The sequence below is a fragment of the Pseudomonas sp. RIT-PI-r genome (assembly GCF_001297015.1).
Classification (GTDB): Bacteria; Pseudomonadota; Gammaproteobacteria; order Pseudomonadales; family Pseudomonadaceae; genus Aquipseudomonas.
Genome location: NZ_LIGE01000035.1, coordinates 20,244 through 43,951 on the forward strand (window position 1 = coordinate 20,244; position 23,708 = coordinate 43,951).

At 58.7% G+C, this 23,708-nt stretch carries 18 protein-coding genes; 11 read left to right on the forward strand and 7 right to left on the reverse strand.

Annotated elements, in window-relative coordinates; genetic code table 11:
* Positions 1-45 precede the first annotated feature (45 nt).
* A complete protein-coding gene (gene prpF, locus AK821_RS20070) occupies positions 46-1,236 on the forward strand; it encodes a 2-methylaconitate cis-trans isomerase PrpF (protein WP_064391260.1) in 1,191 nt (396 codons plus the stop codon).
* Positions 1,237-1,721: 485 nt separating this feature from the next.
* Complete coding sequence (gene prpD, locus AK821_RS20075; RefSeq protein WP_064391261.1) at positions 1,722-3,206, forward strand: 2-methylcitrate dehydratase; 1,485 nt, start codon at positions 1,722-1,724, stop codon at positions 3,204-3,206.
* 89 nt (positions 3,207-3,295) lie between these two features.
* On the opposite strand, the gene AK821_RS20080 is transcribed toward prpD, so the two are convergent.
* Complete coding sequence (locus tag AK821_RS20080) at positions 3,296-4,210, reverse strand: DMT family transporter (protein WP_177330966.1); 915 nt, start codon at positions 4,208-4,210, stop codon at positions 3,296-3,298.
* Between the two features lie 115 nt (positions 4,211-4,325).
* Here AK821_RS20080 and AK821_RS20085 point away from each other — a divergent pair, with 115 nt between their 5' ends.
* Positions 4,326-5,735 carry an aminotransferase-like domain-containing protein gene (locus AK821_RS20085; protein WP_064391263.1) on the forward strand — a complete coding sequence of 470 codons (1,410 nt, stop codon included), beginning with the start codon at positions 4,326-4,328 and terminating at the stop codon, positions 5,733-5,735.
* A 123-nt stretch (positions 5,736-5,858) separates the two neighbouring features.
* On the opposite strand, the gene ppsR is transcribed toward AK821_RS20085, so the two are convergent.
* Positions 5,859-6,677: a posphoenolpyruvate synthetase regulatory kinase/phosphorylase PpsR gene (gene ppsR / locus AK821_RS20090; RefSeq protein WP_016985584.1), complete on the reverse strand. Its 819-nt coding sequence runs from the start codon at positions 6,675-6,677 to the stop codon at positions 5,859-5,861.
* Between the two features lie 332 nt (positions 6,678-7,009).
* Here ppsR and ppsA point away from each other — a divergent pair, with 332 nt between their 5' ends.
* The 8 genes from ppsA (at position 7,010) to AK821_RS20135 (ending at position 15,257) form a co-directional block, all read left to right on the forward strand.
* Positions 7,010-9,385: a phosphoenolpyruvate synthase gene (gene ppsA / locus AK821_RS20095; protein ID WP_064391264.1), complete on the forward strand. Its 2,376-nt coding sequence runs from the start codon at positions 7,010-7,012 to the stop codon at positions 9,383-9,385.
* Positions 9,386-9,569: 184 nt separating this feature from the next.
* Positions 9,570-10,559, forward strand: a complete 990-nt coding sequence (locus AK821_RS20105) for an alpha/beta fold hydrolase (RefSeq protein WP_064391266.1) — start codon at positions 9,570-9,572, stop codon at positions 10,557-10,559.
* Positions 10,560-10,785: 226 nt separating this feature from the next.
* Entirely contained in the window at positions 10,786-11,277 is a 492-nt protein-coding gene (gene rraA, locus AK821_RS20110; RefSeq protein ID WP_064391267.1) for a ribonuclease E activity regulator RraA, read from the forward strand.
* A 22-nt stretch (positions 11,278-11,299) separates the two neighbouring features.
* Complete coding sequence (locus AK821_RS20115) at positions 11,300-12,295, forward strand: zinc transporter ZntB (RefSeq protein WP_064391268.1); 996 nt, start codon at positions 11,300-11,302, stop codon at positions 12,293-12,295.
* Positions 12,296-12,358: 63 nt separating this feature from the next.
* Positions 12,359-12,607, forward strand: coding sequence for a hypothetical protein (locus tag AK821_RS20120; protein WP_008076827.1), 249 nt, complete (start codon positions 12,359-12,361; stop codon positions 12,605-12,607).
* 2 nt (positions 12,608-12,609) lie between these two features.
* Positions 12,610-13,434 (forward strand): mechanosensitive ion channel family protein, encoded by an 825-nt coding sequence (locus AK821_RS20125; protein WP_007916401.1) that lies wholly within the window; start codon positions 12,610-12,612, stop codon positions 13,432-13,434.
* Between the two features lie 90 nt (positions 13,435-13,524).
* A complete protein-coding gene (gene sigX / locus AK821_RS20130) occupies positions 13,525-14,115 on the forward strand; it encodes an RNA polymerase sigma factor SigX (protein ID WP_011333251.1) in 591 nt (196 codons plus the stop codon).
* Between the two features lie 107 nt (positions 14,116-14,222).
* The gene (locus AK821_RS20135; protein ID WP_064391269.1) at positions 14,223-15,257 is read left to right on the forward strand and encodes an OmpA family protein; all 1,035 of its coding nucleotides are present in this window, start codon (positions 14,223-14,225) and stop codon (positions 15,255-15,257) included.
* A 97-nt stretch (positions 15,258-15,354) separates the two neighbouring features.
* Here the strand turns inward: AK821_RS20135 and cobA are convergent, their stop codons facing one another.
* The 5 genes from cobA to AK821_RS20160 all read right to left on the reverse strand — a co-directional run bounded on the left by cobA (position 15,355) and on the right by AK821_RS20160 (position 23,701).
* A complete protein-coding gene (gene cobA / locus AK821_RS20140) occupies positions 15,355-16,122 on the reverse strand; it encodes a uroporphyrinogen-III C-methyltransferase (protein WP_064391270.1) in 768 nt (255 codons plus the stop codon).
* Between the two features lie 13 nt (positions 16,123-16,135).
* On the reverse strand, positions 16,136-18,850 hold the full coding sequence (locus tag AK821_RS20145) for a nitrate reductase (protein WP_064391271.1): 2,715 nt from the start codon (positions 18,848-18,850) through the stop codon (positions 16,136-16,138).
* Positions 18,850-19,167 carry a nitrite reductase small subunit NirD gene (gene nirD / locus AK821_RS20150; RefSeq protein ID WP_053118721.1) on the reverse strand — a complete coding sequence of 106 codons (318 nt, stop codon included), beginning with the start codon at positions 19,165-19,167 and terminating at the stop codon, positions 18,850-18,852. Before nirD ends, AK821_RS20145 begins: the two co-directional genes overlap by 1 nt.
* Positions 19,164-21,617 carry a nitrite reductase large subunit NirB gene (gene nirB / locus AK821_RS20155; RefSeq protein ID WP_064391272.1) on the reverse strand — a complete coding sequence of 818 codons (2,454 nt, stop codon included), beginning with the start codon at positions 21,615-21,617 and terminating at the stop codon, positions 19,164-19,166. Before nirB ends, nirD begins: the two co-directional genes overlap by 4 nt.
* Before the next feature lie 413 nt (positions 21,618-22,030).
* On the reverse strand, positions 22,031-23,701 hold the full coding sequence (locus AK821_RS20160; protein WP_064391273.1) for a bifunctional protein-serine/threonine kinase/phosphatase: 1,671 nt from the start codon (positions 23,699-23,701) through the stop codon (positions 22,031-22,033).
* Positions 23,702-23,708 lie beyond the last annotated feature (7 nt).

A 23,708-nucleotide genomic window follows, 5' to 3' on the forward strand; every position in this document is an offset into this window, starting at 1 on the left:
TGTGGGCGTGGGGTTTCAGGCCCCATGCCCTCGTTAAGGAGCATCATGGCTCACGCACCACAAATAAAGATTCCCGCCACCTACATGCGCGGTGGTACCAGCAAAGGCGTATTCTTCAGCCTCAAGGATCTGCCCGAAGCGGCGCAGGTTCCCGGTCCGGTTCGCGACGCTTTATTGCTGCGCGTCATCGGCAGCCCCGACCCGTACGACAAGCAAATCGATGGCATGGGCGGCGCCACGTCCAGCACCAGCAAAACCGTGATCCTGTCGAAAAGCACCAAGGCTCATCACGACGTCGATTACCTGTTTGGTCAGGTCTCCATCGACAAGCCGTTCGTGGACTGGAGCGGCAACTGCGGCAACCTCTCGGCTGCGGTCGGTTCGTTCGCCATCAGCAATGGTCTCGTCGATGCCAGTCGCATTCCGCACAACGGTGTCGCGGTGGTGCGCGTGTGGCAGGCCAACATTGGCAAAACCATTATTGCCCACGTGCCGATCACCAACGGCGAAGTGCAGGAAACCGGTGATTTCGAACTCGACGGCGTGACCTTTCCGGCCGCTGAAGTGCAAGTCGAATTCATGGACCCGGCGGCGGAAGAAGAGGGCGGCGGAGGGGCGATGTTTCCTACCGGCAACCTGATCGATGAGCTGGAAGTGCCGGGCGTTGGCACGTTCAAGGCGACCATGATCAACGCCGGCATCCCGACGATTTTCGTCAACGCCGAAGACATTGGTTACACCGGGACCGAGTTGCAAAGCGCGATCAACAGCGATCCGCAAGCGCTGCAGATGTTTGAGAAGATTCGGGCTTATGGCGCGCTGCGCATGGGCCTGATCTCCAATCTGGACGAAGCGGCCAAGCGGCAGCACACGCCGAAAGTCGCGTTTGTCGCCAAGCCTGCAGATTACGTGGCGTCCAGTGGCAAAGCGGTTGGCGCCGGTGATGTGGATTTGCTGGTGCGCGCGTTGTCGATGGGCAAGTTGCACCACGCGATGATGGGCACGGCGGCGGTGGCGATCGGTACGGCGGCGGCTATTTCCGGCACGCTGGTGAACCTTGCTGCAGGTGGCGTTGAACGCAATGCTGTGCGCTTCGGACATCCGTCCGGAACGTTGCGCGTTGGCGCTGAAGCCAGTCTGGAAAACGGTGAGTGGGTGGTGAAGAAAGCCATCATGAGCCGCAGTGCGCGCGTGCTGATGGAAGGTTACGTGCGCATTCCCGGAGATTCGTTCTGATCCAAGAGCTTTACCCTCACCCCAGCCCTCTCCCGGAGGGAGAGGGAGCCGACCGAGGTGTCTTGGGTTGTACATCGACCTGAAAGATCGAGTCGATTATGGATTTTAAGGGCCGACCGAGGTTTCTGGGTTGTACATCGACCTGAAAGATCGAGTCGATTATGGATTTTAAGGGCCGACCGAGGTTTCTGGGGTTGTACATCGACCTGAAAGATTGAGGCGATTATGGATTTTGAGCGCCGACCGAGGTGTATGGGATGTTCATCGATCTAATCGATTATGGATTCAATGTAGATCGCTCACGTCGGCGGACCTCTACAGCATCCCCCAATCGGTTCCCTCTCCCTTGGGAGAGGGCTAGGGTGAGGGGCTCTCCCACTGAAAAAACACAAAAAGAGCAGGCCCCCCCAGACCTGCAATCAAGCAAACCAGCCAAGCCCTGAGGAAGACCGCCCCACTCATCATTTCCGCACAGGAGAACCGCAATGAGCGCCAACGTCGACCTGAACAACCGCCCCGACTACGACCGTGTCCTGCAGGACATCGCCGACTATGTCCTCACCTTCAAAACCGAATCTGCCGAAGCCCTCGACACCGCCCGCAACTGCCTGATGGACACGCTGGGCTGTGGCCTGCTGGCATTGCGTTTCCCTGAATGCACCAAGCACCTTGGCCCGATGGTCGAAGGCACCGTCGTGCCGTTTGGCGCACGAGTCCCCGGCACGTCTTTTCGCCTCGACCCGGTCAAAGCCGCGTGGGACATCGGCTGCATCGTCCGCTGGCTCGACTACAACGACACCTGGCTCGCCGCCGAGTGGGGGCATCCCTCAGACAACCTCGGCGGCATTCTCGCGGTTGCGGATCACTTGTCGCAGAAGCGCGTGGCCAACGCTGAAGCACCGCTGACCATTCGCGATGTGCTGGAAGCAATGATCATGGCCCACGAGATTCAAGGCGTGATTGCCTTGGAAAACTCCTTCAATCGTGTAGGACTCGATCACGTCATTCTGGTGAAAGTCGCCTCAACCGCCGTCACCGCCAAACTGATGGGCGCCAATCGCGAGCAACTGTTGTCGGCGTTGTCCCACGCGTTTGCCGATGGTCAGGCGCTGCGCACTTACCGTCATGCCCCCAACGCTGGTTCGCGAAAATCCTGGGCGGCGGGAGATGCGTCGAGTCGCGGTGTACGTCTGGCTGACATTGCCATGCGCGGCGAGATGGGCATTCCCGGGGTGCTGACTGCGAAACAGTGGGGTTTTTATGACGTGTTGTTCAGCCATACCAACAGCGATCTGGCGTTGAAACCGGAAGATAAACGCGCCTTCAGTTTCTCGCGCGCGTTCGGCAGTTACGTGATGGAAAACGTCCTGTTCAAGATCAGCTTCCCCGCCGAATTCCACGCGCAAACGGCTTGCGAAGCGGCGGTGACCCTGCATCCGCAAGTGCGCAACCGTCTGCATGAAATCGACCGCATCGTTATCACCACTCATGAATCGGCGATTCGCATCATTTCCAAGGTCGGGCCGCTGGCCAATGCCGCCGACCGCGACCACTGCATCCAGTACATGACCGCCGTGCCACTGGCCTTCGGCAATTTGGTCGCCGAGCAATACGAAGACGATTTCCACCGGGCGCATCCGATCATCGATGTGTTGCGCGAGAAAATGGTCATCGTTGAAGAACCGCGTTTCACCCGCGAATACCTCGAAGCCGACAAACGCTCGATTGCCAACGCCGTACAGGTGTTTTTCAAGGATGGCAGCAGCACAGACAACGTCGTGGTGGAATACCCGATCGGTCATCGCCGGCGCCGTGTCGAGGGCATTCCTTTGCTGGAGGACAAGTTCAAGGCCAATCTGGCCACACGGTTCACCGGCCAGCGTAGCGGCGAAATCTTTTCGTTGTGCAAGGATCAGGCGCTTCTGGAGTCCACCCCGGTAAACCGTTTCGTCGACCTACTTGTGATCTGACGAAAAACCTGTAGGAGCTGCCGCAGGCTGCGATCTTTTGACTTTGATTGTAAAAAACAAGATCAAAAGATCGCAGCCTTCGGCAGTTCCTACACGGGCCGCGTACGCCATTTTTCGATGGGCAATTTGGTGATGGCAAACCCGCTCAACAGGATCGCCGAATAGATCATCAGCTCCCGGGACAGGGTTTGCCCTTCGTACCAGGCGCCGATGATCACGGCGAACACCGGAAAAATGATGAACACGAACGACAGAATGATCGGGCTCAGGCGTTTGAGCAGCAAAAAGTAAACGATGAATCCACCGACCGACGCCACCAGCCCGAGATAGAGCAGGGCACCCCATGAGCGCGTCGTGATGTCCTGAAAAACCGGCGCCTCAACGCTCAAGCCGACAATAAATAACATCGCCCCGGCGATGCCGATGGGCAGCGTGTTGTAGGTGATCACGCTGATCGCACTGCCGTGTTTTTTCGTCACCACGTAGCACAGCGCATGCATCACGGCGGCACAGAGAATCGCCAGCACTCCCAGCCATTCGGCCTGATCCAGATGCAAACCCTGGCTGCGAATAATCATGAACAGGCTGCCGAAACCAATCGCGATGCCGAGCATTTGCGACGGGTAGATTTTCTCGCGCAGAAACAGCGCGGAAAACAACAGGATAAACACCGGCATGCAACTGAACAGCAGCGCTGTCAGGCCGGACGAGACGTGCATTTCGCCGTAGTTGAGCAGGTAGTAAGGCAGGCTGAAATACGACAGCGTGACGAACACGAAGAACCAGCGACTTTGCCGGGGAAACAACAGCGGTTCCTTGCGCAACAACGCGAAGCTGAGGAACAGCGGAAACGCGATCAGAAAGCGCAGTCCCGCGGCGGTCAGCGGCGGCACGCTTTCCACGGCAATCTTGATCCCCAACCATGTGGTGCCCCAACTCAGGCAGACAATCAGAAACAAGGTGCTGGTGAGCAGTCCGGCGAGCCAGGGTTTGCTGATGTTCATCGGTGTGCTGACGGCAGTCGACATGTGGGCGTACTCCGAACGGTGGAATTGACCTGATCGCGGAAACGGTCTATTTCTGATTGAACCTGTTTTCAACACGCTATTCGGGGTGACAATGACTGTCAAAGTAAGTATTGCCATGGTGTCAATCCTCCGTGACGGACTAAGCAATGGCGTCGGCGTGAAGTACAAACGCCTCGCCGAAGGTGTCGCTCAGGCCATCGATGAGGGTGTTATCGAGGCCGGTTGCAAGTTGCCACCGCATCGGTTGTTGGCCGACAGCCTCGGCGTGACCATCGGTACGATCAGCCGTGCCTACGGTGAGCTGGAACGTGTGGGATTGGTCGTCGCCCGTGTAGGCGATGGCACTTACGTGCGTCAGCGCGGGATGGATCGGCCGCAGGACAAAGGCTTTCGCAATGTCAGCGATGAGCCATCCACCTGCCTGGACATGAGTCGAAATCAACCGATGCCCGGACAGGAAGCCGAACTCATGCGTCAAAGTCTGTTGGATCTGGCCAACGAGCCAGGCGTCCTGCGGCAATTGAGCGGGTACACCGCTGAAGCCGGGATGGCACGGCATCGCGTGGCGGGAGCGGTGTGGCTCAGCCATGGCGAATTCGTGCCGCACGCCGATCAGGTGCTGTGCGTCAACGGTGGTCAACATGGTTTGCTGTGCGCGTTGATGGGACTGCTCAAGGCCGGCGACACGCTGGTCACCGAGCATTTGTCCTACCCGGGATTGATCAGTGTCGCCCGTCAGTTGGGCATAAGACTGCTTGGCGCGGCGATGGATGACGAAGGACTTTTGCCTTCGGCGCTGGAGGATGTCTGCCGTCAGCATCGTGTTTCGGCGCTGTATTGCACACCGACAATCCAGAATCCTACGGCGGCGGTGATGTCCGTCCCACGGCGCGAGGCGATTGCCGAAGTCTGTCGCCAACACAATCTGCTGATCATCGAAGACGAAGCGCATGCCGTGCTGGATCGCCAGCGGCCGTTGCCGCTGAGTTATTTCGCCCCGGAGCGTTCAGTGTTGATCGGCAGTTTGAGCAAGGCTGTTTCGGCGGGATTGCGCGTCGGTTACCTGCATGCGCCGCAGGCGTTGGTCGGGCGTTTGAGTGCAGCCGTTCGTGCGACGTGCTGGATGGCCAATCCGTTATCGATGGAGGTCGCCAGTCTGTGGATTGAAAGCGGTATGGCCGAGCGTTTGCTGGACGAGCAGATCAGCGAGATCGCTCGGCGCAAGGCCTTGGTGGCGCCTGTTCTGCAGGGCTTGGACTACAAGACTCACCCCTACAGTCCGCATTTCTGGGTGCAAGTGCCTGAGCTGTGGCGGGCGTCGCAGATTGCGGCGGAGTTGAAGGAGAACAATTATCTGGTCGCTACCGCTGAGGCGTTTGCGGTGGGGCATGCAGTGGTGCCGCAGTTCATTCGGGTGAGTGTGTGTAATTCGGTGGGGGATGATCGGTTGTTGCTTGCAGGTTTTGAAGCTTTAAGTCAGGCACTGACAGAGACAGTGTGATCGTTCATCGCGAGCAGGCTCACTCCTACAATGAATCTCTGTCGTCCACATGATCTGTGCCCGCTGAAGATCAACTGTAGGAGTGAGCCTGCTCGCGATAGCGGTCGCACAGACACCGCAAATCTATTTGAAGCGCCGCTCGACACCTTTCTCCACCAGAATCTTCGCCGAAATCTCTTCCACCGAAAAATGCGTGGAGTTGATGTTGGGAATATTTTCGCGGCGGAACAGATTCTCTACTTCACGCACTTCGAATTCGCACTGGGCGTAACTCGAATAACGGCTGTTTGGCTTGCGTTCGTTGCGGATCGCGGTGAGGCGATCGGGATCGATGGTCAGGCCGAACAGCTTGTGCTGATGGGCGCGCAGGGCGTTCGGCAGGGTCAGGCGTTCCATGTCGTCTTCGGTCAGCGGATAGTTCGCCGCGCGGATGCCGAACTGCATCGCCATGTACAGACACGTCGGGGTTTTGCCGCATCGCGACACGCCCACTAGTATCAGGTCGGCTTTGTCGTAATAGTGGGTGCGCGCCCCGTCGTCGTTGTCGAGGGCAAAGTTGACCGCCTCGATGCGCTCCATGTAATTGGAGTTGTGCCCGATCGAATGGGACTTGCCGACGGTGTAGGAAGAATGCTCGGTCAGTTCCTGCTCCAGCGGGGCGAGGAAGGTCGAGAAAATGTCGATCATGAAACCATTGGACGTTGCGAGAATCTCACGGATGTCCTGATTGACGATGGTATCGAAGATGATTGGGCGAAAGCCGTCGGTTTCGGCGGCTTTGTTGATTTGTTGTACCATGGCCCGCGCTTTTTCAACGCTGTCGATGTACGGTCGCGTGAATTTGCTGAAGGTAATGTTTTCGAACTGCGCCAGAAGGCTTTGACCCAGGGTTTCGGCGGTAATGCCGGTGCCATCGGAGATGAAGAAAGCAGATCGTTTCATTTGCACCTTGGGCCTTAAGTGAGTGTCCTGTGTTGCATAGGAATGCCGATGTGGCGGCGCCTGTTGTCGCCATACTACGTTGCCGCTCCTCGCCATAGCCAGCTATGACTTGTCGCGGCGCCTTGTCTGGCAACAACAGTCACTCGCCACATCGGCATGCCTATGCAACACAGGACACTTATGAGCATTCTTGGATATGATAGGCGCGATTTGTTGGCCGCCAATGGCCAGCATTCTCACTTATTTTCCAGGTCCAGGCCATACAACCGGCCAAGGCTCCCCCGGGCCGCCGGTTTCTGAGCTTTTCCAACACAGTTAGTGGAGAGATCACCTTGGTAGAGTACGTAGTTTCCCTCGATAAGCTCGGCAAACACGATGTTGAGCATGTGGGGGGCAAGAACGCATCCCTGGGCGAGATGATCAGCAACCTGGCAGGCGCCGGTGTGTCGGTCCCTGGCGGCTTTGCCACCACCGCCCAGGCCTATCGCGACTTCCTCGAACTGAGCGGCTTGAACGACCAGATCCACCAGGCCCTCGACGCGCTTGACGTCGACGACGTCAACGCCCTGGCCAAGACCGGCGCACAGATCCGCCAATGGATCATGGAAGCCGAATTCCCCGAAAAACTGAATGCCGAAATCCGCACCGCGTTCGCCGCGCTGTCGGCCGGCAACCCTGACGTGGCCGTGGCCGTGCGTTCTTCCGCCACCGCCGAAGACTTGCCGGACGCCTCGTTCGCCGGTCAGCAGGAAACCTTCCTGAACATCCGTGGTGTGGAAAACGTTATCCGCGCCGCCAAAGAGGTGTTCGCTTCGCTGTTCAACGACCGTGCCATTTCCTACCGCGTGCACCAGGGCTTCGACCACAAACTGGTCGCCCTGTCGGCTGGCGTGCAGCGCATGGTGCGTTCGGAAACCGGCACTGCCGGCGTGATGTTCACCCTCGATACCGAATCGGGCTTCCGTGACGTGGTGTTCATCACCGGCGCTTACGGTCTGGGCGAAACCGTTGTACAAGGCGCGGTCAACCCGGATGAGTTCTACGTGCACAAGGGCACGCTGGAGGCCGGTCGTCCGGCGATCCTGCGTCGCAATCTGGGCAGCAAAGCCATCAAGATGATCTACGGCGACGAGGCCAAGGCCGGTCGTTCGGTCAAGACCATCGACGTTGAAAAGGCTGACCGTGCGCGTTTCTGCCTGAGCGACGCTGAAGTCAGCGAGCTGGCCAAGCAAGCGATGATCATCGAAAAGCATTACGGCTGCCCGATGGACATCGAGTGGGCCAAGGACGGTGACGACGGCAAGCTGTACATCGTGCAGGCCCGTCCGGAAACCGTGAAAAGCCGCACCCAGGCCAACGTCATGGAACGTTACCTGTTGAAAGAAACCGGCACCGTGCTGGTGGAAGGTCGCGCCATCGGCCAGCGCATCGGCGCCGGTAAAGTGCGCATCATCAAAGACGTCTCCGAAATGGACAAAGTCCAGCCGGGCGACGTGCTCGTATCCGACATGACCGACCCGGACTGGGAACCGGTGATGAAGCGCGCCAGCGCCATCGTCACCAACCGTGGCGGGCGTACCTGCCACGCGGCGATCATCGCTCGCGAGCTGGGCATCCCGGCAGTGGTCGGTTGCGGTAACGCCACCCAACTGCTGAAGGATGGTCAGGGCGTGACCGTGTCCTGCGCCGAGGGCGACACCGGTTACATCTTCGAAGGCGAGCTGGGCTTCGACATCAAGAAGAACTCCGTCGACGCCATGCCGGAGCTGCCGTTCAAGATCATGATGAACGTCGGCAACCCGGACCGCGCCTTCGATTTCGCGCAACTGCCGAACGCCGGTGTGGGCCTGGCCCGTCTGGAATTCATCATCAACCGCATGATCGGCGTCCACCCGAAAGCGCTGTTGAACTACGACGGTCTGCCGCAGGAAATCAAGGACAGCGTCGACAAGCGTATCGCCGGTTACAACGACCCGGTCGACTTCTACGTCGACAAACTGGTGGAAGGCATCAGCACCCTGGCTGCAGCGTTCACGCCGAAAAAAGTCATCGTGCGTCTGTCGGACTTCAAGTCCAACGAATACGCCAACCTGATCGGCGGCAAGCTCTACGAGCCGGAAGAAGAAAACCCGATGCTGGGCTTCCGTGGCGCTTCGCGTTACATCAGCGAATCGTTCCGCGACTGCTTCGAGCTTGAATGCCGCGCGCTGAAACGTGTGCGCAACGAGATGGGCCTGACCAACGTTGAAATCATGGTGCCGTTCGTCCGTACCCTCGGTGAAGCCAGCCAGGTCGTCGATCTGCTCGCCGAAAATGGCTTGAAGCGCGGCGAGAACGGTCTGCGCGTGATCATGATGTGCGAGCTGCCATCCAACGCGATCCTTGCTGAAGAATTCCTTGAGTTCTTCGATGGTTTCTCGATCGGCTCCAACGACCTGACTCAGCTGACATTGGGTCTGGATCGCGATTCGGGCATCATCGCGCACCTGTTCGACGAGCGTAATCCGGCAGTCAAGAAGCTCTTGGCCAACGCGATTGCCGCGTGCAACAAGGCCGGCAAGTACATCGGTATCTGCGGTCAGGGGCCGTCCGACCACCCGGATCTGGCCAAGTGGCTGATGGAACAGGGCATCGAAAGCGTGTCGCTGAACCCGGACACTGTACTGGAAACCTGGTTCTTCCTCGCCGAAGGCCAAACCCCGGCTTGATCAACATGTGAACGGACCGTTCCCCTGTAGGAGCGAGCCTGCTCGCGAAGACGGCATAACATCCGCCATAAATGTCGGCTGATACACCGCAATCGCGAGCAGGCTCACTCCTACAAGGGGCGGGCTTTGAGATTGAAGTAGGGCGAGCGCCTTCGGATGCCGCCCTTTTTTGTGCAAGAGCATTATGCAAAGCAGCAGCAACCTGTTTCCTGTCGCCCTGATCAGCGCCGAACGGCGTGGTGATCTGAGCGAAGACGTGTATCGACTGAAACCCGGCAACAGTCCCGACTGGTCCGTGGAAATCGCTGTGACCCGTTTGGGCATGGCTGATGACTCGCAGCCACGCGGCGTGCCGGTGATTCTGCTGCACGGCAGTTTTTCCAATCGGCGCTTCTGGTTTTCACCGAAAGGTCTGGGGCTGGGCGCGTATCTGACGCGACTGGGTTTCGACGTGTGGATTCCGGAGATGCGCGGCCACGGCTTGTCGCAGCGCAACGAGGAATACCGACGCAACCGTGTCGCCGATTATGCCCGTTACGACTTGCCGGCGATTGCTGCGTTCGTGCGTGAGCAGAGCGGGCAGATTCCGCACTGGATCGGCCATTCGCTGGGCGGTATCACCTTGGCGGCTGCGCTCGGTGGCGAATACCTAGGCGAGCCTGCCGTAGCTTCGGCGGCGTTTTTCGGCACCCAGGTCAGCCGTACTTACTGGCCGCTGAAAATCCCGCCAGTGGAGTGGAGTGGTCGCTTCATTCTCAAGCGTTTTGCGCAATTGTCTGGCTCTCGCCTCAAGCGCGGTCCAGAGGATGAACCAATCGGTCTGGCCATCGAGAGCATGCGCTGGTACGGCTTGTTCGGCCGTTTTGGTGACAAGGACAAGGATTGGTGGGCAGGGCTGGCTGATGTTCAGGTGCCGGTATTGGCGGTGAGCGCGGCGGGTGATCATCAGGATCCGACTTGGGCCTGCCGCAAGTTGTTCGAACAGATTGGCGCCGAACACAAGCAGTTCATCAATCTGGGGCGTGATCAGGGCTTCAACGACAATTTCGGCCATGTTGAAATGCTGGTGAGCAAAGCGGCGCAGGTTGAAGTGTGGCCGTTGGTGGCGCGCTGGTTGAGCGATCAGCAGACACCGTTGCTGGGTGATAAGCCGGATCTGGCCGCAGCAGTCTGAAGTCGCGCCGCTGAAAAGGGCGTTTCGTTCAGATTGGCTTGCGGCTAAGATATGACGCATTGTGCGGTTCTGGTCATTTTTGGTGGCTGTTTAGCTATTACGTTTCAGCGTTTGTTCAGGTTCGTTCAGCGACCATGGGATGGACTAAGGTAAACAGCGACCGCCGGATCTCGTCTCAACAGAATGCGTCATCCTTGATCGTCTTCCTTGTTACAGGAGTTTTTCGATGAACCATTACCTCACGCCTGACCTGTGCGATGCCTATCCGGAGCTGGTGCAGGTGCTGGAACCGATGTTCAGCAATTTCGGCGGCCGTGATTCGTTCGGCGGCGAAATCGTGACCGTCAAATGCTTCGAAGACAACTCTCTGGTCAAGGAGCAGGCTGACCTCAAGGGCAACGGCAAGGTGCTGGTGGTTGATGGCGGCGGTTCTCTGCGCAGGGCCCTGTTGGGCGACATGATTGCCGAGAAGGCCGCCAAAAACGGTTGGGAAGGGCTGGTGATCTACGGCTGCATTCGTGACGTCGACGTTATCGCGCAAACCGATCTGGGCGTGCAGGCACTGGCCAGCCACCCGATGAAAACCGAAAAACGCGGCCTCGGTGACCTGAATGTCCCGGTGACTTTCGCCGGCGTGACGTTCCACCCGGGCCAGTACATTTATGCGGACAACAACGGCGTGATCATCTCGCCGAGCCCGCTGAAGATGCCTGAATAAGCCTGTCGACAAAGGGATGCGGATGTTCGAGGAAGAAAACGCGCAATGGGGGCTGGTGCATGCCCTGGTGCTGGACGGAAAAGGCGGTGCGCGTTCGATAGCCAGGACTGAGCTCGACGATTTGCGGCTGCAGGCCCATGAAAGCCTGTGGCTGCATTGGGATCGCAGTCATCCGCAGACCCAGACGTGGCTGCGCAAATCCAGCGGGCTCAACGAATTCACCTGCGACTTGCTGCTGGAAGAGAACACGCGACCGCGTTTGTTGCCGCTGCCGGATTCCGAGCTGCTGCTGTTCCTGCGCGGAGTCAATCTCAACCCGGGCGCCGAGCCGGAAGACATGGTCTCGGTGCGGATTTTTGCCTCCGCCCAACGCGTCATCTCTTTGCGTTTGCGTCCTCTGCGTGCAACAGATGAGTTGCTGGCGCAATTGGCGGACGGCAAAGGCCCGAAAACGGCTTCTGAACTCATTCTTTATCTGGCGCAGTTCCTCACCAACAAGGTGCAGGATCTGGTCACTTGCCTCTCGGAAATCGCCGATGAAGAAGAAGAAAAGATGGATGCCGACGAACGGTATACTCCCGAGCATGGGGCCATTTTGCACATCCGCCGCAGGGCCGCCGGACTGAAGCGTTTTCTCGCACCGCAGCGGGATATTTTCGGTCAATTGACGCGGATCAAAATGCCGTGGTTCGTCGATGACGATGCCGATTACTGGAACGAATTGAACAACAGCCTGACCCGCTATCTCGAAGAACTGGAATTGACCCGAGAGCGTGTGGGGCTTGTGCTGGAGGCTGAAGACCGGCGTTTGAGCGAGCGTATGAATCGCACGATGTACCGTTTCGGCATCATCACCTGCATCTTTCTACCGATGAGTTTCATCACCGGTTTGCTGGGTATAAATGTTGGCGGAATTCCCTTCGCCAGCAGCCCTTATGGTTTCCTGATCGCCTGTTTGACGGTGCTCGCCCTGGCCTTCGGTCAGTGGTGGTTATTTCGTCGTTTGCGCTGGGTCTGAACATGGTGCATGTGACCCGACCAAATCTGCCCGCGTCTTTCACAGACATCACGAGAGGTGCGTATGCACGATCCGTTTGAACAGTCTTTGCGCGACATGCTCAACGCTTCGCCGTCCAGCCGCGACGACGATGCCTGCCTGGGCCGCGTACTCAAAACCGCCAACCGCCAGGTTGGCGCCGGTGATCTGTTCAGCCTGCTGGGCCGTTGGCTGCCCGCGCTGATGATTGCCCTGAATAATGGATCGGCGCATGTTTCGCCGGTTTCCCGTCTTCGTAAACCTACCGCTCGCACTGCTGATAAGGCTGATTGAATATGGAACTCGACCTCTGGACTCAGAGCCTCGTCACTGCAATGACTGCGTTGTGGACCAAAGTAGCCAACTTCATTCCGAACCTGTTCGGCGCGCTGGTCGTGCTGCTGTTGGGTTTCGTCGTGGCCAAGCTGCTCGATACCTTGCTGTCCAAGCTGCTTGCCAAACTGGGCCTCGATCGTCTGATGGGCGGCACCGGCCTGACCAAATTGATGTCGCGAGCCGGGCTGCAAGTGCCGATCTCGACCTTGATCGGCAAAATCGTCTATTGGTTCGTTCTGCTGATATTTTTGGTTTCTGCAGCAGAATCCCTTGGACTTGAGCGAGTTTCAGCTACGCTGGATATGTTGGCGCTGTATTTGCCGAAAGTATTCGGCGCGGCCCTGGTATTGCTGGTAGGTGTTTTGCTCGCGCAACTGGCCAACGGGCTGGTGCGCGGGGCGGCAGAAGGCGTAGGCCTGGACTACGCTTCCGGGCTGGGACGTATTGCTCAGGGGCTGGTGATCATCATCAGCATCTCGGTTGCGATCAGTCAGCTCGAGGTCAAGACTGACCTGCTGAACCATGTGATTGTCATTGTATTGATTACCGTTGGTCTGGCGGTTGCGCTGGCCATGGGTTTGGGAAGCCGGGAAATTGCCGGTCAGATTCTTGCGGGAATCTATGTGCGTGAGTTGTATCAGGTTGGGCAACAAGTGCGTGTTGGCGAGGTCGAAGGCCAGATCGAAGAGATCGGCACGGTTAAAACCACATTGCTGACCGATGAGGGTGAGCTAGTCTCTCTCTCCAATCGGATCCTGCTGGAACAGCATGTGAGTAGCCGCTAATCCGGCAAACCCTGCTAATGTATGCCGCCGCAAAATGCCAGCTGATGCTGGTTGCGGTGGACATTGACCTGACTGTCGGCACGACTTGTTTTGAATAAAGCCCAAACGCTATCTACGCGCTACGACCCCCGCGAGCTCTCTGATGAGGAGTTGGTCGCGCGCTCGCATACCGAGCTGTTTCACGTGACGCGCGCCTATGAAGAACTGATGCGGCGTTACCAGCGAACATTATTTAACGTCTGTGCGAGATATCTTGGGAACGATCGCGACGCAGACGATGTCTGTCAGGAAGTCATGTTGAAGGTGCTGTATGGCCTGAAGAACTTCGAGGGGAAATCGAAGTTCAAGACATGGCTATACAGCATCACGTACAACGAATGTATTACGCAGTATCGGAAGGAACGGCGAAAGCGTCGCTTGATGGACGCATTGAGTCTTGACCCCCTCGAGGAAGCGTCCGAAGAAAAGGCGCCCAAACCCGAGGAGAAGGGCGGACTTGATCGCTGGCTGGTGTATGTGAACCCGATCGACCGCGAAATTCTGGTGCTACGATTTGTCGCAGAGCTGGAGTTTCAGGAGATCGCAGACATCATGCACATGGGTTTGAGTGCGACAAAAATGCGTTACAAACGTGCTCTAGATAAATTGCGTGAGAAATTTGCAGGCATTGCTGAAACTTAGTTCAGCGCAAATATCTCTTACGTGTAGGCAAGTTCTGATAGACTTGCCGCCGAGTTGTCCCCCGGTTTGCGGGACTGCTTCACAATCACCAGATGGGGATTTAACGGATGAAACTGAAAAACACCTTGGGCTTGGCCATTGGTTCTCTGATTGCCGCCACTTCGTTCGGCGCTCTGGCACAAGGCCAAGGCGCAGTTGAAATCGAAGGCTTCGCAAAGAAAGAACAATTCGACAGCGCTCGTAACTTCAAGAACAACGGCAACCTGTTCGGCGGTTCGATCGGTTACTTCCTGACCGACGACGTTGAACTGCGTCTGGGCTACGATGAAGTTCACAACGTACGTGCCGACGATGGCAAGAACGTAAAAGGCGCTAACACCGCCCTGGACGCTCTGTACCACTTCAACAACCCAGGCGACATGCTGCGTCCATACGTCTCGGCCGGTTTCTCCGACCAGAGCATCGACCAGAACGGTTCGAACGGTCGTAACCGTTCTACCTTCGCTAACCTGGGCGCTGGTGCCAAGCTGTACTTCACCGATAACTTCTACGCTCGTGCTGGCGTTGAAGCTCAATACAACATCGACCAGGGCGACACCGAGTGGGCTCCTAGCGTCGGTATCGGTGTGAACTTCGGTGGCGGCTCCAAGCCTGCTGCTGCTCCAGTTCCAGCACCAGCTGAAGTCTGCTCCGACAGCGACAACGACGGCGTTTGCGACAACGTTGACAAGTGCCCGGACACCCCAGCCAACGTAACTGTTGACGCTGACGGCTGCCCAGCAGTTGCTGAAGTTGTTCGTGTTGAGCTGGACGTTAAGTTCGATTTCGACAAGTCTGTTGTTAAAACCAACAGCTACGGCGACATCAAGAACCTGGCTGATTTCATGAAGCAGTACCCATCCACCACCACTACTGTTGAAGGTCACACTGACTCCGTCGGTCCTGACGCTTACAACCAGAAACTGTCTGAGCGTCGTGCAAACGCCGTTAAGCAAGTTCTGACCAACCAGTACGGTGTTGAATCGTCCCGCGTTCAGTCTGTTGGCTACGGCGAATCCCGCCCAGTTGCTGACAACAAAACTGAAGCTGGCCGTGCTGTTAACCGTCGCGTAGAAGCGCAGGTTGAAGCTCAAGCTAAGTAATTAGCTGCCGCTCCGAGAAAAGCCCGGCTTAGGCCGGGCTTTTCTTTGTCTGCGATTTGGCTTTGAAGCTTTAAAAGACCGCAGCCTTCAGCAGCTCCTACATGAATTCTGCATACGTCCTGTAGGAGTTGCCGCAGGCTGCGATCTTTTGCTCTTCAACAACAGCCGCCACCGCACCAATCACCAGAATCGCCGGGCTTCTCAATCCGAAAACACCTGCGTCATCACTCATGCCCATCAGATCACTCCGACATTCGCGCTGCTGCGGCAGTGAAGCATTCTCGATCATCGCCACCGGCGTATCTGCCGCCATCCCGCCCGCCAACAACTGGTCGCGAATCTCGCCCAGTTTTGCCACGCCCATGTAAATCACCAGCGTCGTGCCACCCTGCGCCAGCGCCTGCCAGTTCAATTCGCTGTCATCCTGGGTGTGCGCAGTCACCAGCGTCACGCCACGCGCGACCCCGCGCAAAGTCAGCGGAATATCACACTGCGTCGCCCCGGCCAGCCCGGCAGTGATGCCATTGACCAGCTCCACCTCAACCCCTCGCTGACGCAGCCACTGCGCCTCTTCACCGCCACGGCCGAAAATGCACGGATCGCCGCCCTTGAGCCGCACCACGCACTTGCCTTGGCGGGCGTAACGCAGCATCAGTCGATGGATAAACGCCTGCGGAGTGGAACGGCAACCGCCGCGTTTCCCTACGGCAATAATGCGCGCGCCGGGGCAGTGCTCCAGCACCACGTCGTTGACCAGATCGTCGATCAGCACCACATCGGCTTCGCGCAAGGCGCGCACTGCTTTGAGGGTCAACAGTTCCGGATCGCCGGGGCCAGCGCCCACCAGCCAGACTTTTGCATTCATGGGGTTTTCCTCATCAGATGACGGCGACTGGTTGCACATCGGCAGCCAGCAAGCGTTTTATTTCCGGGACACAGGAGCCGCATTGCGTGCCGCAGCCCAGATTGTTTTTCAAACCTTGCAGATCCAGCCCTTGGCGAATGCCGGCGCAGACCGCATTGAGGCTGACGTTCTTGCAGTTGCACAGGGTTTTATCCGCAGCGATCTGCGCCCCGGCGCTACCCGGCGGAGTACTCATCGGTGCCAACACCCAGCGCCGCAGTTGTTCGTCCGCACGGCCCCCCAGCCACAACCCTTGCAGCCAATGCCGGGCGAGGGTTTCGCCGGCCAGGCGAATCGCGGTGATCCGCCCGTTTTCAATGCGCACGCGCTTGCCAATTGACCGGCGCGGGTCGTCGTAGGCCAATACCGGACCGTCGATCAGCGACAGACACTGGTCGATTTCACCGAGCAATTGCGGATTCGGCGCCTCGCTGCTGGCAGCGCGTATCAGCAATGCCGGTCGCTCACGCCCGACAAGGCTGAGACTCACGTAGGAAAATGCCTCACACAACGGTCGTAGGGTCTCGAAATGCTGTTGAACATTGCCTTCGATGAGTGCGAACAATTGCCATGGCAGATTCACCGCTTCCAGGCGCACGCCGCTGTGTTTGAGTTCCGGTTGTTTCGACAATGGATCGAAGGCCGGCAGGGTCACGCTATTCACGCCGCCCTTGAGAAAGCGGTCACCCCAGTGCATCGGCAGAAACGCCTGTCCCGGACGCACGCTGTCGTCGCTGCCAACCGCGACGATCACTGCGCCACGACGACTTTTAAGGTTGACCAGATCTCCCGGCAGCAAGCGATGCCTGCGCAGTTCGTCCGGGTGCAAGCTCAACACCGCTTCGCTGACATGCCCGAACAACTGCGCCGCCGTACCGGTGCGGCTCATACCGTGCCATTGATCACGCAGACGTCCAGTGATCAATGTCAGTGGAAAACGCGCATCGCGCTGTTCTTTGGCGGCGCGATAAGGGTCGGCTATGAATTGCGCGCGTCCGTTGGCGGTTGGGAAAATCCCGTCCTCGTACAGTCTTGGCGTTCCTTGCCGCGCGCCGACAGGGAAGGGCCATTGCTGCGGTCCGATCTCGTCGATCAGCGCATGACTGATCCCGGACATATCCAGATCCCGCCCGTGCGTCAGCCCTTTGAATTCATCGAACAACTGCGCAGGTTGGTTAAAGGTAAACAGGCTAGATTCGGCGGGACGCAGACGTTTCTCCAGACGTTGTGCGAAATCCACCGTGATCGCCCAATCCGGACGCGCTTCACCGGGTGGGAGAATCGCTTTGCGTACGTGGGAAATGCGCCGCTCGGAATTGGTCACCGAGCCTTCCTTCTCGCCCCAACTGGCTGCGGGTAGCAGCAGATCAGCGAATGCCGCGGTTTCAGTGGTGCGAAAGGCTTCTTGCAGAACTACAAACGGGCAGGCCTCAAGCGCTGCTCGTACCGAATGTTGATCCGGCATCGATTGCGCAGGGTTGGTGCAGGCAATCCACAACGCCTTGATCTTGCCGCTGCGCACCTGCTCGAACAGTTCGATGGCGCTGAGGCCGGTACTCTCCGGTAGCCGATCCACACCCCAGTAAGCCGCGACTTCGGCGCGGTGTTCAGGGTTGGCCACCTCGCGATGCCCTGGCAGCAAATTGGACAAGCTACCCGTTTCGCGTCCGCCCATGGCATTTGGCTGACCCGTCAAAGAGAAAGGTCCTGCACCCGGCCGGCCGATTTGCCCGGTGGCCAGGTGCAGATTGATCAACGCACTGTTCTTCGCGCTGCCGGCCGTGGACTGGTTCAAACCCATGCACCACAGCGACAGGAAACTTGGTGAAGTCCCCACCCATTCGGCGCACTGCTGCAATTGCTCGACGCTGATCCCGCACAGTTGCGAAACCATTTGCGGGGTGTAATCGCGCACCAGATTTTTCAGTTCAGCCAAGCCTTCGGTGTGCGCTTTGATGAAGTCGCGATCAACCCAGTCTTCCCACAACAGCAGATGCAAAATCCCATGGAATAAAGCGACGTCGGTGCCGGGCAGAATCGCCAGATGCAGATCGGCGAGGTCGCAGGTGTCGGTGCGCCGTGGATCGATAACGATGACTTTCATCTGCGGACGTCGGGTTTTTGCCTCTTCCAGCCGACGAAAAAGTACCGGATGGGCGTAGGCCATGTTACTGCCGACGATCATCACGCAATCGCTGAGCTCCAGGTCCTCGTAGCTGCAAGGCGGAGCATCAGCGCCAAGGCTGCGCTTGTAACCGACCACCGCCGAGGACATGCACAGGCGTGAATTGCTGTCGATGTTGTTGGTGCCGACCAGCGCTCGCGCGAGTTTGTTGAAGGCGTAGTAATCCTCGGTCAGCAGTTGCCCGGAGATATAGAACGCCACGCTGTCCGGGCCGTGCTCGGCGATGGTTTCAGCGAACACGTTGGCAGCATGTTCAAGCGCGGTGTCCCAATCGGTGCGACTGCGCGCCAGGCCTTTGCCCAGACGCAATTCCGGGTACAGCGCGCGGGCCGCGAGGTCGCCGGTCAGGTGCAGGGTCGAGCCTTTGCTGCACAGTTTGCCGAAGTTGGCCGGATGCGCCGGATCGCCGCTGACGCCGAGGATGCGCTCGCCATCATGTTCGATCAGCACGCCGCAGCCGACTCCGCAATAACAGCAGGTCGAGGCGGTCGTCTGGCGGCTCATCAGATGGCGTCCCGCAGAGCCAGCTGCACGCGCCCGTTTTCGACCCGCGCCGGGTGATGGTGCGCGCAGCCGATGTCCGGCGCCTGAGCTTCACCGGACTCGAGGTCGATCTGCCAGTTGTGCAGCGGGCAGGCGACGCGTTTGCCGTAGATCAAACCTTGCGACAACGGCCCGCCCTTGTGCGGGCAGCGGTCGTCGAGGGCGAAAACCTCATCGTCACTTGTACGAAAAATCGCAATGTCACCTTTTGGTCCGGCAATGATCCGCGAGCCGAGGGCGTTGATCTCTTCGAGAGCACAGATATCCAGCCAGTTCATGCTGGCACCTCCAGATTTTTCACGGGAATTACGTCGAATTCTTTCTTCAGTTGCGGCTGCGCCAAGCGTTCTTTCCAAGGGTCTTGCTCGAACGACAGGGAGAATTGCAGGCGCTCGTTCAGGGCTTTGCGGCGTTCCGGGTCTTCCAGCACGGCTTTCTTGATGTGTTCCATGCCGACCCGTTGCAGGTAGTGCACGGTGCGTTCGAGGTAGAAGGCCTCTTCGCGATACAGCTGCAGGAACGCACCGTTGTATTCGCGGACTTCTTCGGCGGTTTTCAGCTTGACGAAAAATTCGGCGACCTCGGTTTTGATCCCGCCGTTGCCACCGATGTACATCTCCCAGCCGGAGTCGACGCCGATGATTCCTACGTCTTTGATCCCTGCTTCCGAGCAGTTGCGTGGGCATCCGGAAACAGCGAGTTTCACTTTGTGCGGTGACCACATGTTGAACAGGTCGCGCTCAAGCTCGATGCCCAGTTGTGTCGAGTTTTGCGTGCCGAAGCGGCAGAATTCGCTGCCGACGCAGGTCTTCACGGTGCGGATGGATTTGCCGTAGGCATGCCCGGACGGCATGTCGAGGTCTTTCCAGACGCCGGGCAAGTCCTGCTTCTTGATGCCGAGCAAATCGATGCGCTGACCGCCGGTAACCTTAACCATCGGCACGTTGTACTTGTCGGCCACGTCGGCAATCCGCCGCAGTTCCGAAGGATTGGTCACGCCGCCCCACATCCGGGGCACCACCGAGTAAGTGCCGTCCTTCTGGATGTTGGCGTGCGCGCGTTCGTTGATCAGTCGCGATTGCGGGTCGTCCTTGGCTTCGCCGGGCCAGGTGGAAATCAGGTAATAGTTGAGGGCAGGGCGGCAGGTGGCGCAGCCGTTCGGCGTGCGCCAGTTGAGGTAGCTCATGGTGCCGGCGATGGTCAGCAGATGCTGCTCGCGAATGGCTTGGCGGATCTGGCCGTGATTGAGGTCGCTGCAACCGCAGATGGCTTTTTCGCTTTTCGGTTTGACGTCCGCTGCGCCGCCGACGGTGTTGATCAGGATCTGCTCGACCAGCCCGGCGCAGGAACCGCAGGAGCTGGCCGCTTTGGTGTGTTTCTTCACCTCATCGACGCTGAACAGGCCGTGTTCCTGAATCGCTTTGACGATGGTGCCTTTGCACACGCCGTTGCAACCGCAGACTTCGGCGGTGTCGGCCATGACCATGGCTTTGTCCTGGCCCTGATGTCCTACGTCGCCCAAAGCATTTTCGCCGAACATGAGGTGATCGCGGATCTCGCCGATGGCGTGATTCTCACGAATCTGGCGGAAATACCAACCGCCATCTGCCGTGTCGCCGTACAGACAGGCGCCGACCAGCACGTCATCCTTGATCACCAGTTTTTTGTACACGCCGCCAATCGGGTCGGAGAGGGTGATGGTCTCGGTGCCTTCGCCGCCCATGAAGTCGCCAGCGGAAAACAGGTCGATGCCGGTGACTTTCAATTTGGTCGACGTCACCGAGCCCTGATAACGAGCGAAACCCAATTGGGCGAGGTGGTTGGCGCACACCTTGGCCTGTTCGAACAGCGGCGCGACGAGACCGTAGGCAATCCCGCGATGGCTGGCGCACTCGCCGATCGCGTAGATGCGCGGATCGTAGGTTTGCAGCGTGTCATTGACCAGAATCCCGCGATTGCACGGGATGCCGGCCTTCTCAGCGAGTTCGGTGTTAGGACGAATGCCGGCGGCCATCACCACCAGATCAGCGGGGATGATGTCGCCGTTCTTGAATTGCACCGAGCCGACCCGGCCATTGCCGGCGTCGTGCAAGGCCTGGGTCTGTTCGCACAGACGGAAGTGCAGGCCGCGGGATTCGAGGGCGCTTTGCAGCAGTTGGCCGCTGGTCTTGTCCAGTTGCCGTTCCAGCAACCATTCGCCGATATGCACCACGGTGACGTGCATGCCGCGCAGCATCAGGCCGTTGGCCGCTTCAAGACCGAGCAGGCCGCCGCCGATGACCACCGCGTGTTTGTGGGTTTTCGCGGTGTCGATCATCGCTTGAGTGTCGGCGATGTCGCGGTAGCCGATCACGCCGTGCAGAGTGTTGCCGGGGATCGGCAGGATGAACGGTGTCGAACCCGTGGCGATCAGCAGGCGATCGTATTCGGCCTCGGTGCCATCCTCGGCGATCACCCGGCGTTTGACCCGATCGATCTCCACCACTTTGCGGTTGAGCAACAACTTGATGTTGTTTTGCAGGTACCAGTCGAGATCGTTGAGCACGATTTCTTCGAAGGTCTGCTCACCGGCCAGCACCGGCGACAGCAGGATGCGGTTGTAATTGGTGTGCGGCTCGGCGCCGAAGACCGTGATGTCGTACAGCTCGTTGCTCAGCTTGAGCAGTTCTTCGAGGGTGCGGACCCCGGCCATGCCATTGCCGATCATCACCAGTTTGAGTTTTTTCATCAGGTTCTCCGGGGAGCTGCGGCTGGCCTCTTGTGGGCAGTCAGGCCTTGCTCGAGAAATTTTGCGCAAACAAAAAAGGCGTCCCGCTAGTTGCCTAGCGAGGACGCCTTTGTCCTGGTCCCGTTCTCTCGGGAAGCGCAGCCTTCGTCGTTGAAGGCTGGGCTTTATGTGTGTGTTGAGAGGGGTAATGCAGTGGTTGTGCCAAGTGGGGACGGTGGCGGGTTTATTGGGGGCGAGGGATTTTGAGGATGGATTTTGTGCACTGATTCGAAGCGGGTTGCTCGTTCGTGGGGCATTCAGGCAGATAAATTTGTGGTGATTGGGCTGACGTCATCGCGAGCAGGCTCACTCCTACAGGGGAACGCATTTCAAATGGTAGGAGTGAGCCTGCTCGCGATGGCCGCGACGCGGTGTCAGTGATGAAACAACAAAACCAGCAGCACCAGATTCCCAAGCAAAGCCACCAATGCCATCGTCCGCCAGACCTTCAGCGGCTCGCGCTCCAGCAAGGGCCGAGGCCGCACACTCAAACTGCGCCGCTCACCCTGTTCCAGCACCAGCAACCATTCCTCAGCCGTTTCAAACCGTTGTTGCGGATCAGCCGCCACCCCGCGCTCGAGACTCTGCGCCAGCCAGTCCGGCAGATCGGGCCGATAGCGACTGGCGCTCACCGCGACACCAAATCGCGGCCGCTGAAACGCTTCGATCTCGCCATAGGGGAAATGCCCGGTCAGCAGGAAATACAGGGTCACACCGACCGCATACAAATCCTGCTGCGCACTCGGCGGATCACCGCGGAACGCTTCCGGGGCGATGTAGCTCGGAGTGCCTGGCAGTGTCGACGGCGCGTCTTCGGACAACCCCGGGCAATACGCCAGGCCAAAATCGAGCAGGCGCAATTCACCGTCGTCACCCCAATGCAGATTCTCCGGTTTGATATCCCGGTGCAGAATCTGCCGCCGATGCAGCAGGCCGACCGCACGCAGCAGGCGTTCGGCGAGGTCCTGCCATTGCGCCAAGGGCAACGGGCCTGACTGTTGAAACAGCTGTGCCAGCGTCGCCCCGGAATATTCCCGCATCACGTAGTACAAATGCTGACGCTGCTGGCAGGCATGGACTTCAGGAAAGTGGCGACCGGCTACGCGTTTCAGAAACCATTCCTCGGACAACAGCGCTTGCCCGGCGTAGGAATCATCGGCGGAACGCGTGGGTAGGGTTTTCAGAAGCCACGTCTGACCTTGTCCATCAAGCACCCGATACAGCAGCGATTGCTGGCTCTGAGCGACAACGTCCAGCACTTGCCAGCCTTCGAACGACTGACCGGGTTTCAACGGTGGCGGCAGGGGCCATTGCTGCAAATGAATCAGCGCATCGCCGATACTGGCCTCACCCAAAGCATCCACCCGCACCAGCAAAGCACTGGCATTGTCCTGGCTCCCCGCCAGATGCGCGGCGTTGACCAGCGTCTGCGCTGCGCTGCGCAGATCCGGCTGATCACGCAGAATCGCCGCAATCGCGGTATCGCCCAACGTCGACCAGACCCCGTCGCTGAGCAGCACAAAGCTTTCGCCGTCACGCAGTTCGCCGTCGAGGAAATCCAGCACCAGATGCTGATCCAGCCCCAGCGCACGTTTGAGCACATGCTGCATGCCCGGCTGCTCCCAGACGTGATCTTCCGAGATCCGCTGCAAGCGCTCGGCGTGCCAGCGATAAACCCGGCAATCGCCGACATGGGCGAGGGTAAAGCGCCGACCACGCATGACCAGAGCACTGACCGTGGTGAGCAGCGGTTGCCCACCGCCATTGGCCTGCAGCCAGCGATTTTGCGCGAGCAGCAGGCGATCCAGCGCCTGCGCCACGCTCCAGGTTTCCGGTGTGGCGTAGTAGTCGAGCGCCAGCGCCTGCAACGTCGAGCGCGCAGCCAGTCCGCCATCGGCGCACTGGCTGACGCCGTCGGCGATGGCGAACAGATAACCCTTGCTTGCCGCCAACGCCGGAGCGGGCGTGACCAGGCGCAAAGCGTCCTGATTCTCCGCGCGCGGGCCGGTGGCGCTGGCTTCGGCAAAACTCAGTTGCAGGGCCATTGATGCT

Coding starts and splice junctions, on each gene's coding strand:
- AK821_RS20080 (WP_177330966.1), bottom strand. CDS start 4,210: ATGAACATCAGCAAACCCTGGCTCGCCGGACTGCTCACCAGCACCTTG.
- nirD (WP_053118721.1), bottom strand. CDS start 19,167: ATGAACTGGCTGGATATCTGTGCTCTCGAAGAGATCAACGCCCTCGGC.
- prpD (WP_064391261.1), top strand. CDS start 1,722: ATGAGCGCCAACGTCGACCTGAACAACCGCCCCGACTACGACCGTGTC.
- rraA (WP_064391267.1), top strand. CDS start 10,786: ATGAACCATTACCTCACGCCTGACCTGTGCGATGCCTATCCGGAGCTG.
- AK821_RS20120 (WP_008076827.1), top strand. CDS start 12,359: ATGCACGATCCGTTTGAACAGTCTTTGCGCGACATGCTCAACGCTTCG.
- AK821_RS20135 (WP_064391269.1), top strand. CDS start 14,223: ATGAAACTGAAAAACACCTTGGGCTTGGCCATTGGTTCTCTGATTGCC.
- AK821_RS20115 (WP_064391268.1), top strand. CDS start 11,300: ATGTTCGAGGAAGAAAACGCGCAATGGGGGCTGGTGCATGCCCTGGTG.
- ppsR (WP_016985584.1), bottom strand. CDS start 6,677: ATGAAACGATCTGCTTTCTTCATCTCCGATGGCACCGGCATTACCGCC.
- AK821_RS20160 (WP_064391273.1), bottom strand. CDS start 23,701: ATGGCCCTGCAACTGAGTTTTGCCGAAGCCAGCGCCACCGGCCCGCGC.
- prpF (WP_064391260.1), top strand. CDS start 46: ATGGCTCACGCACCACAAATAAAGATTCCCGCCACCTACATGCGCGGT.
- AK821_RS20105 (WP_064391266.1), top strand. CDS start 9,570: ATGCAAAGCAGCAGCAACCTGTTTCCTGTCGCCCTGATCAGCGCCGAA.
- AK821_RS20125 (WP_007916401.1), top strand. CDS start 12,610: ATGGAACTCGACCTCTGGACTCAGAGCCTCGTCACTGCAATGACTGCG.
- AK821_RS20145 (WP_064391271.1), bottom strand. CDS start 18,850: ATGAGCCGCCAGACGACCGCCTCGACCTGCTGTTATTGCGGAGTCGGC.
- nirB (WP_064391272.1), bottom strand. CDS start 21,617: ATGAAAAAACTCAAACTGGTGATGATCGGCAATGGCATGGCCGGGGTC.
- cobA (WP_064391270.1), bottom strand. CDS start 16,122: ATGAATGCAAAAGTCTGGCTGGTGGGCGCTGGCCCCGGCGATCCGGAA.
- AK821_RS20085 (WP_064391263.1), top strand. CDS start 4,326: ATGACTGTCAAAGTAAGTATTGCCATGGTGTCAATCCTCCGTGACGGA.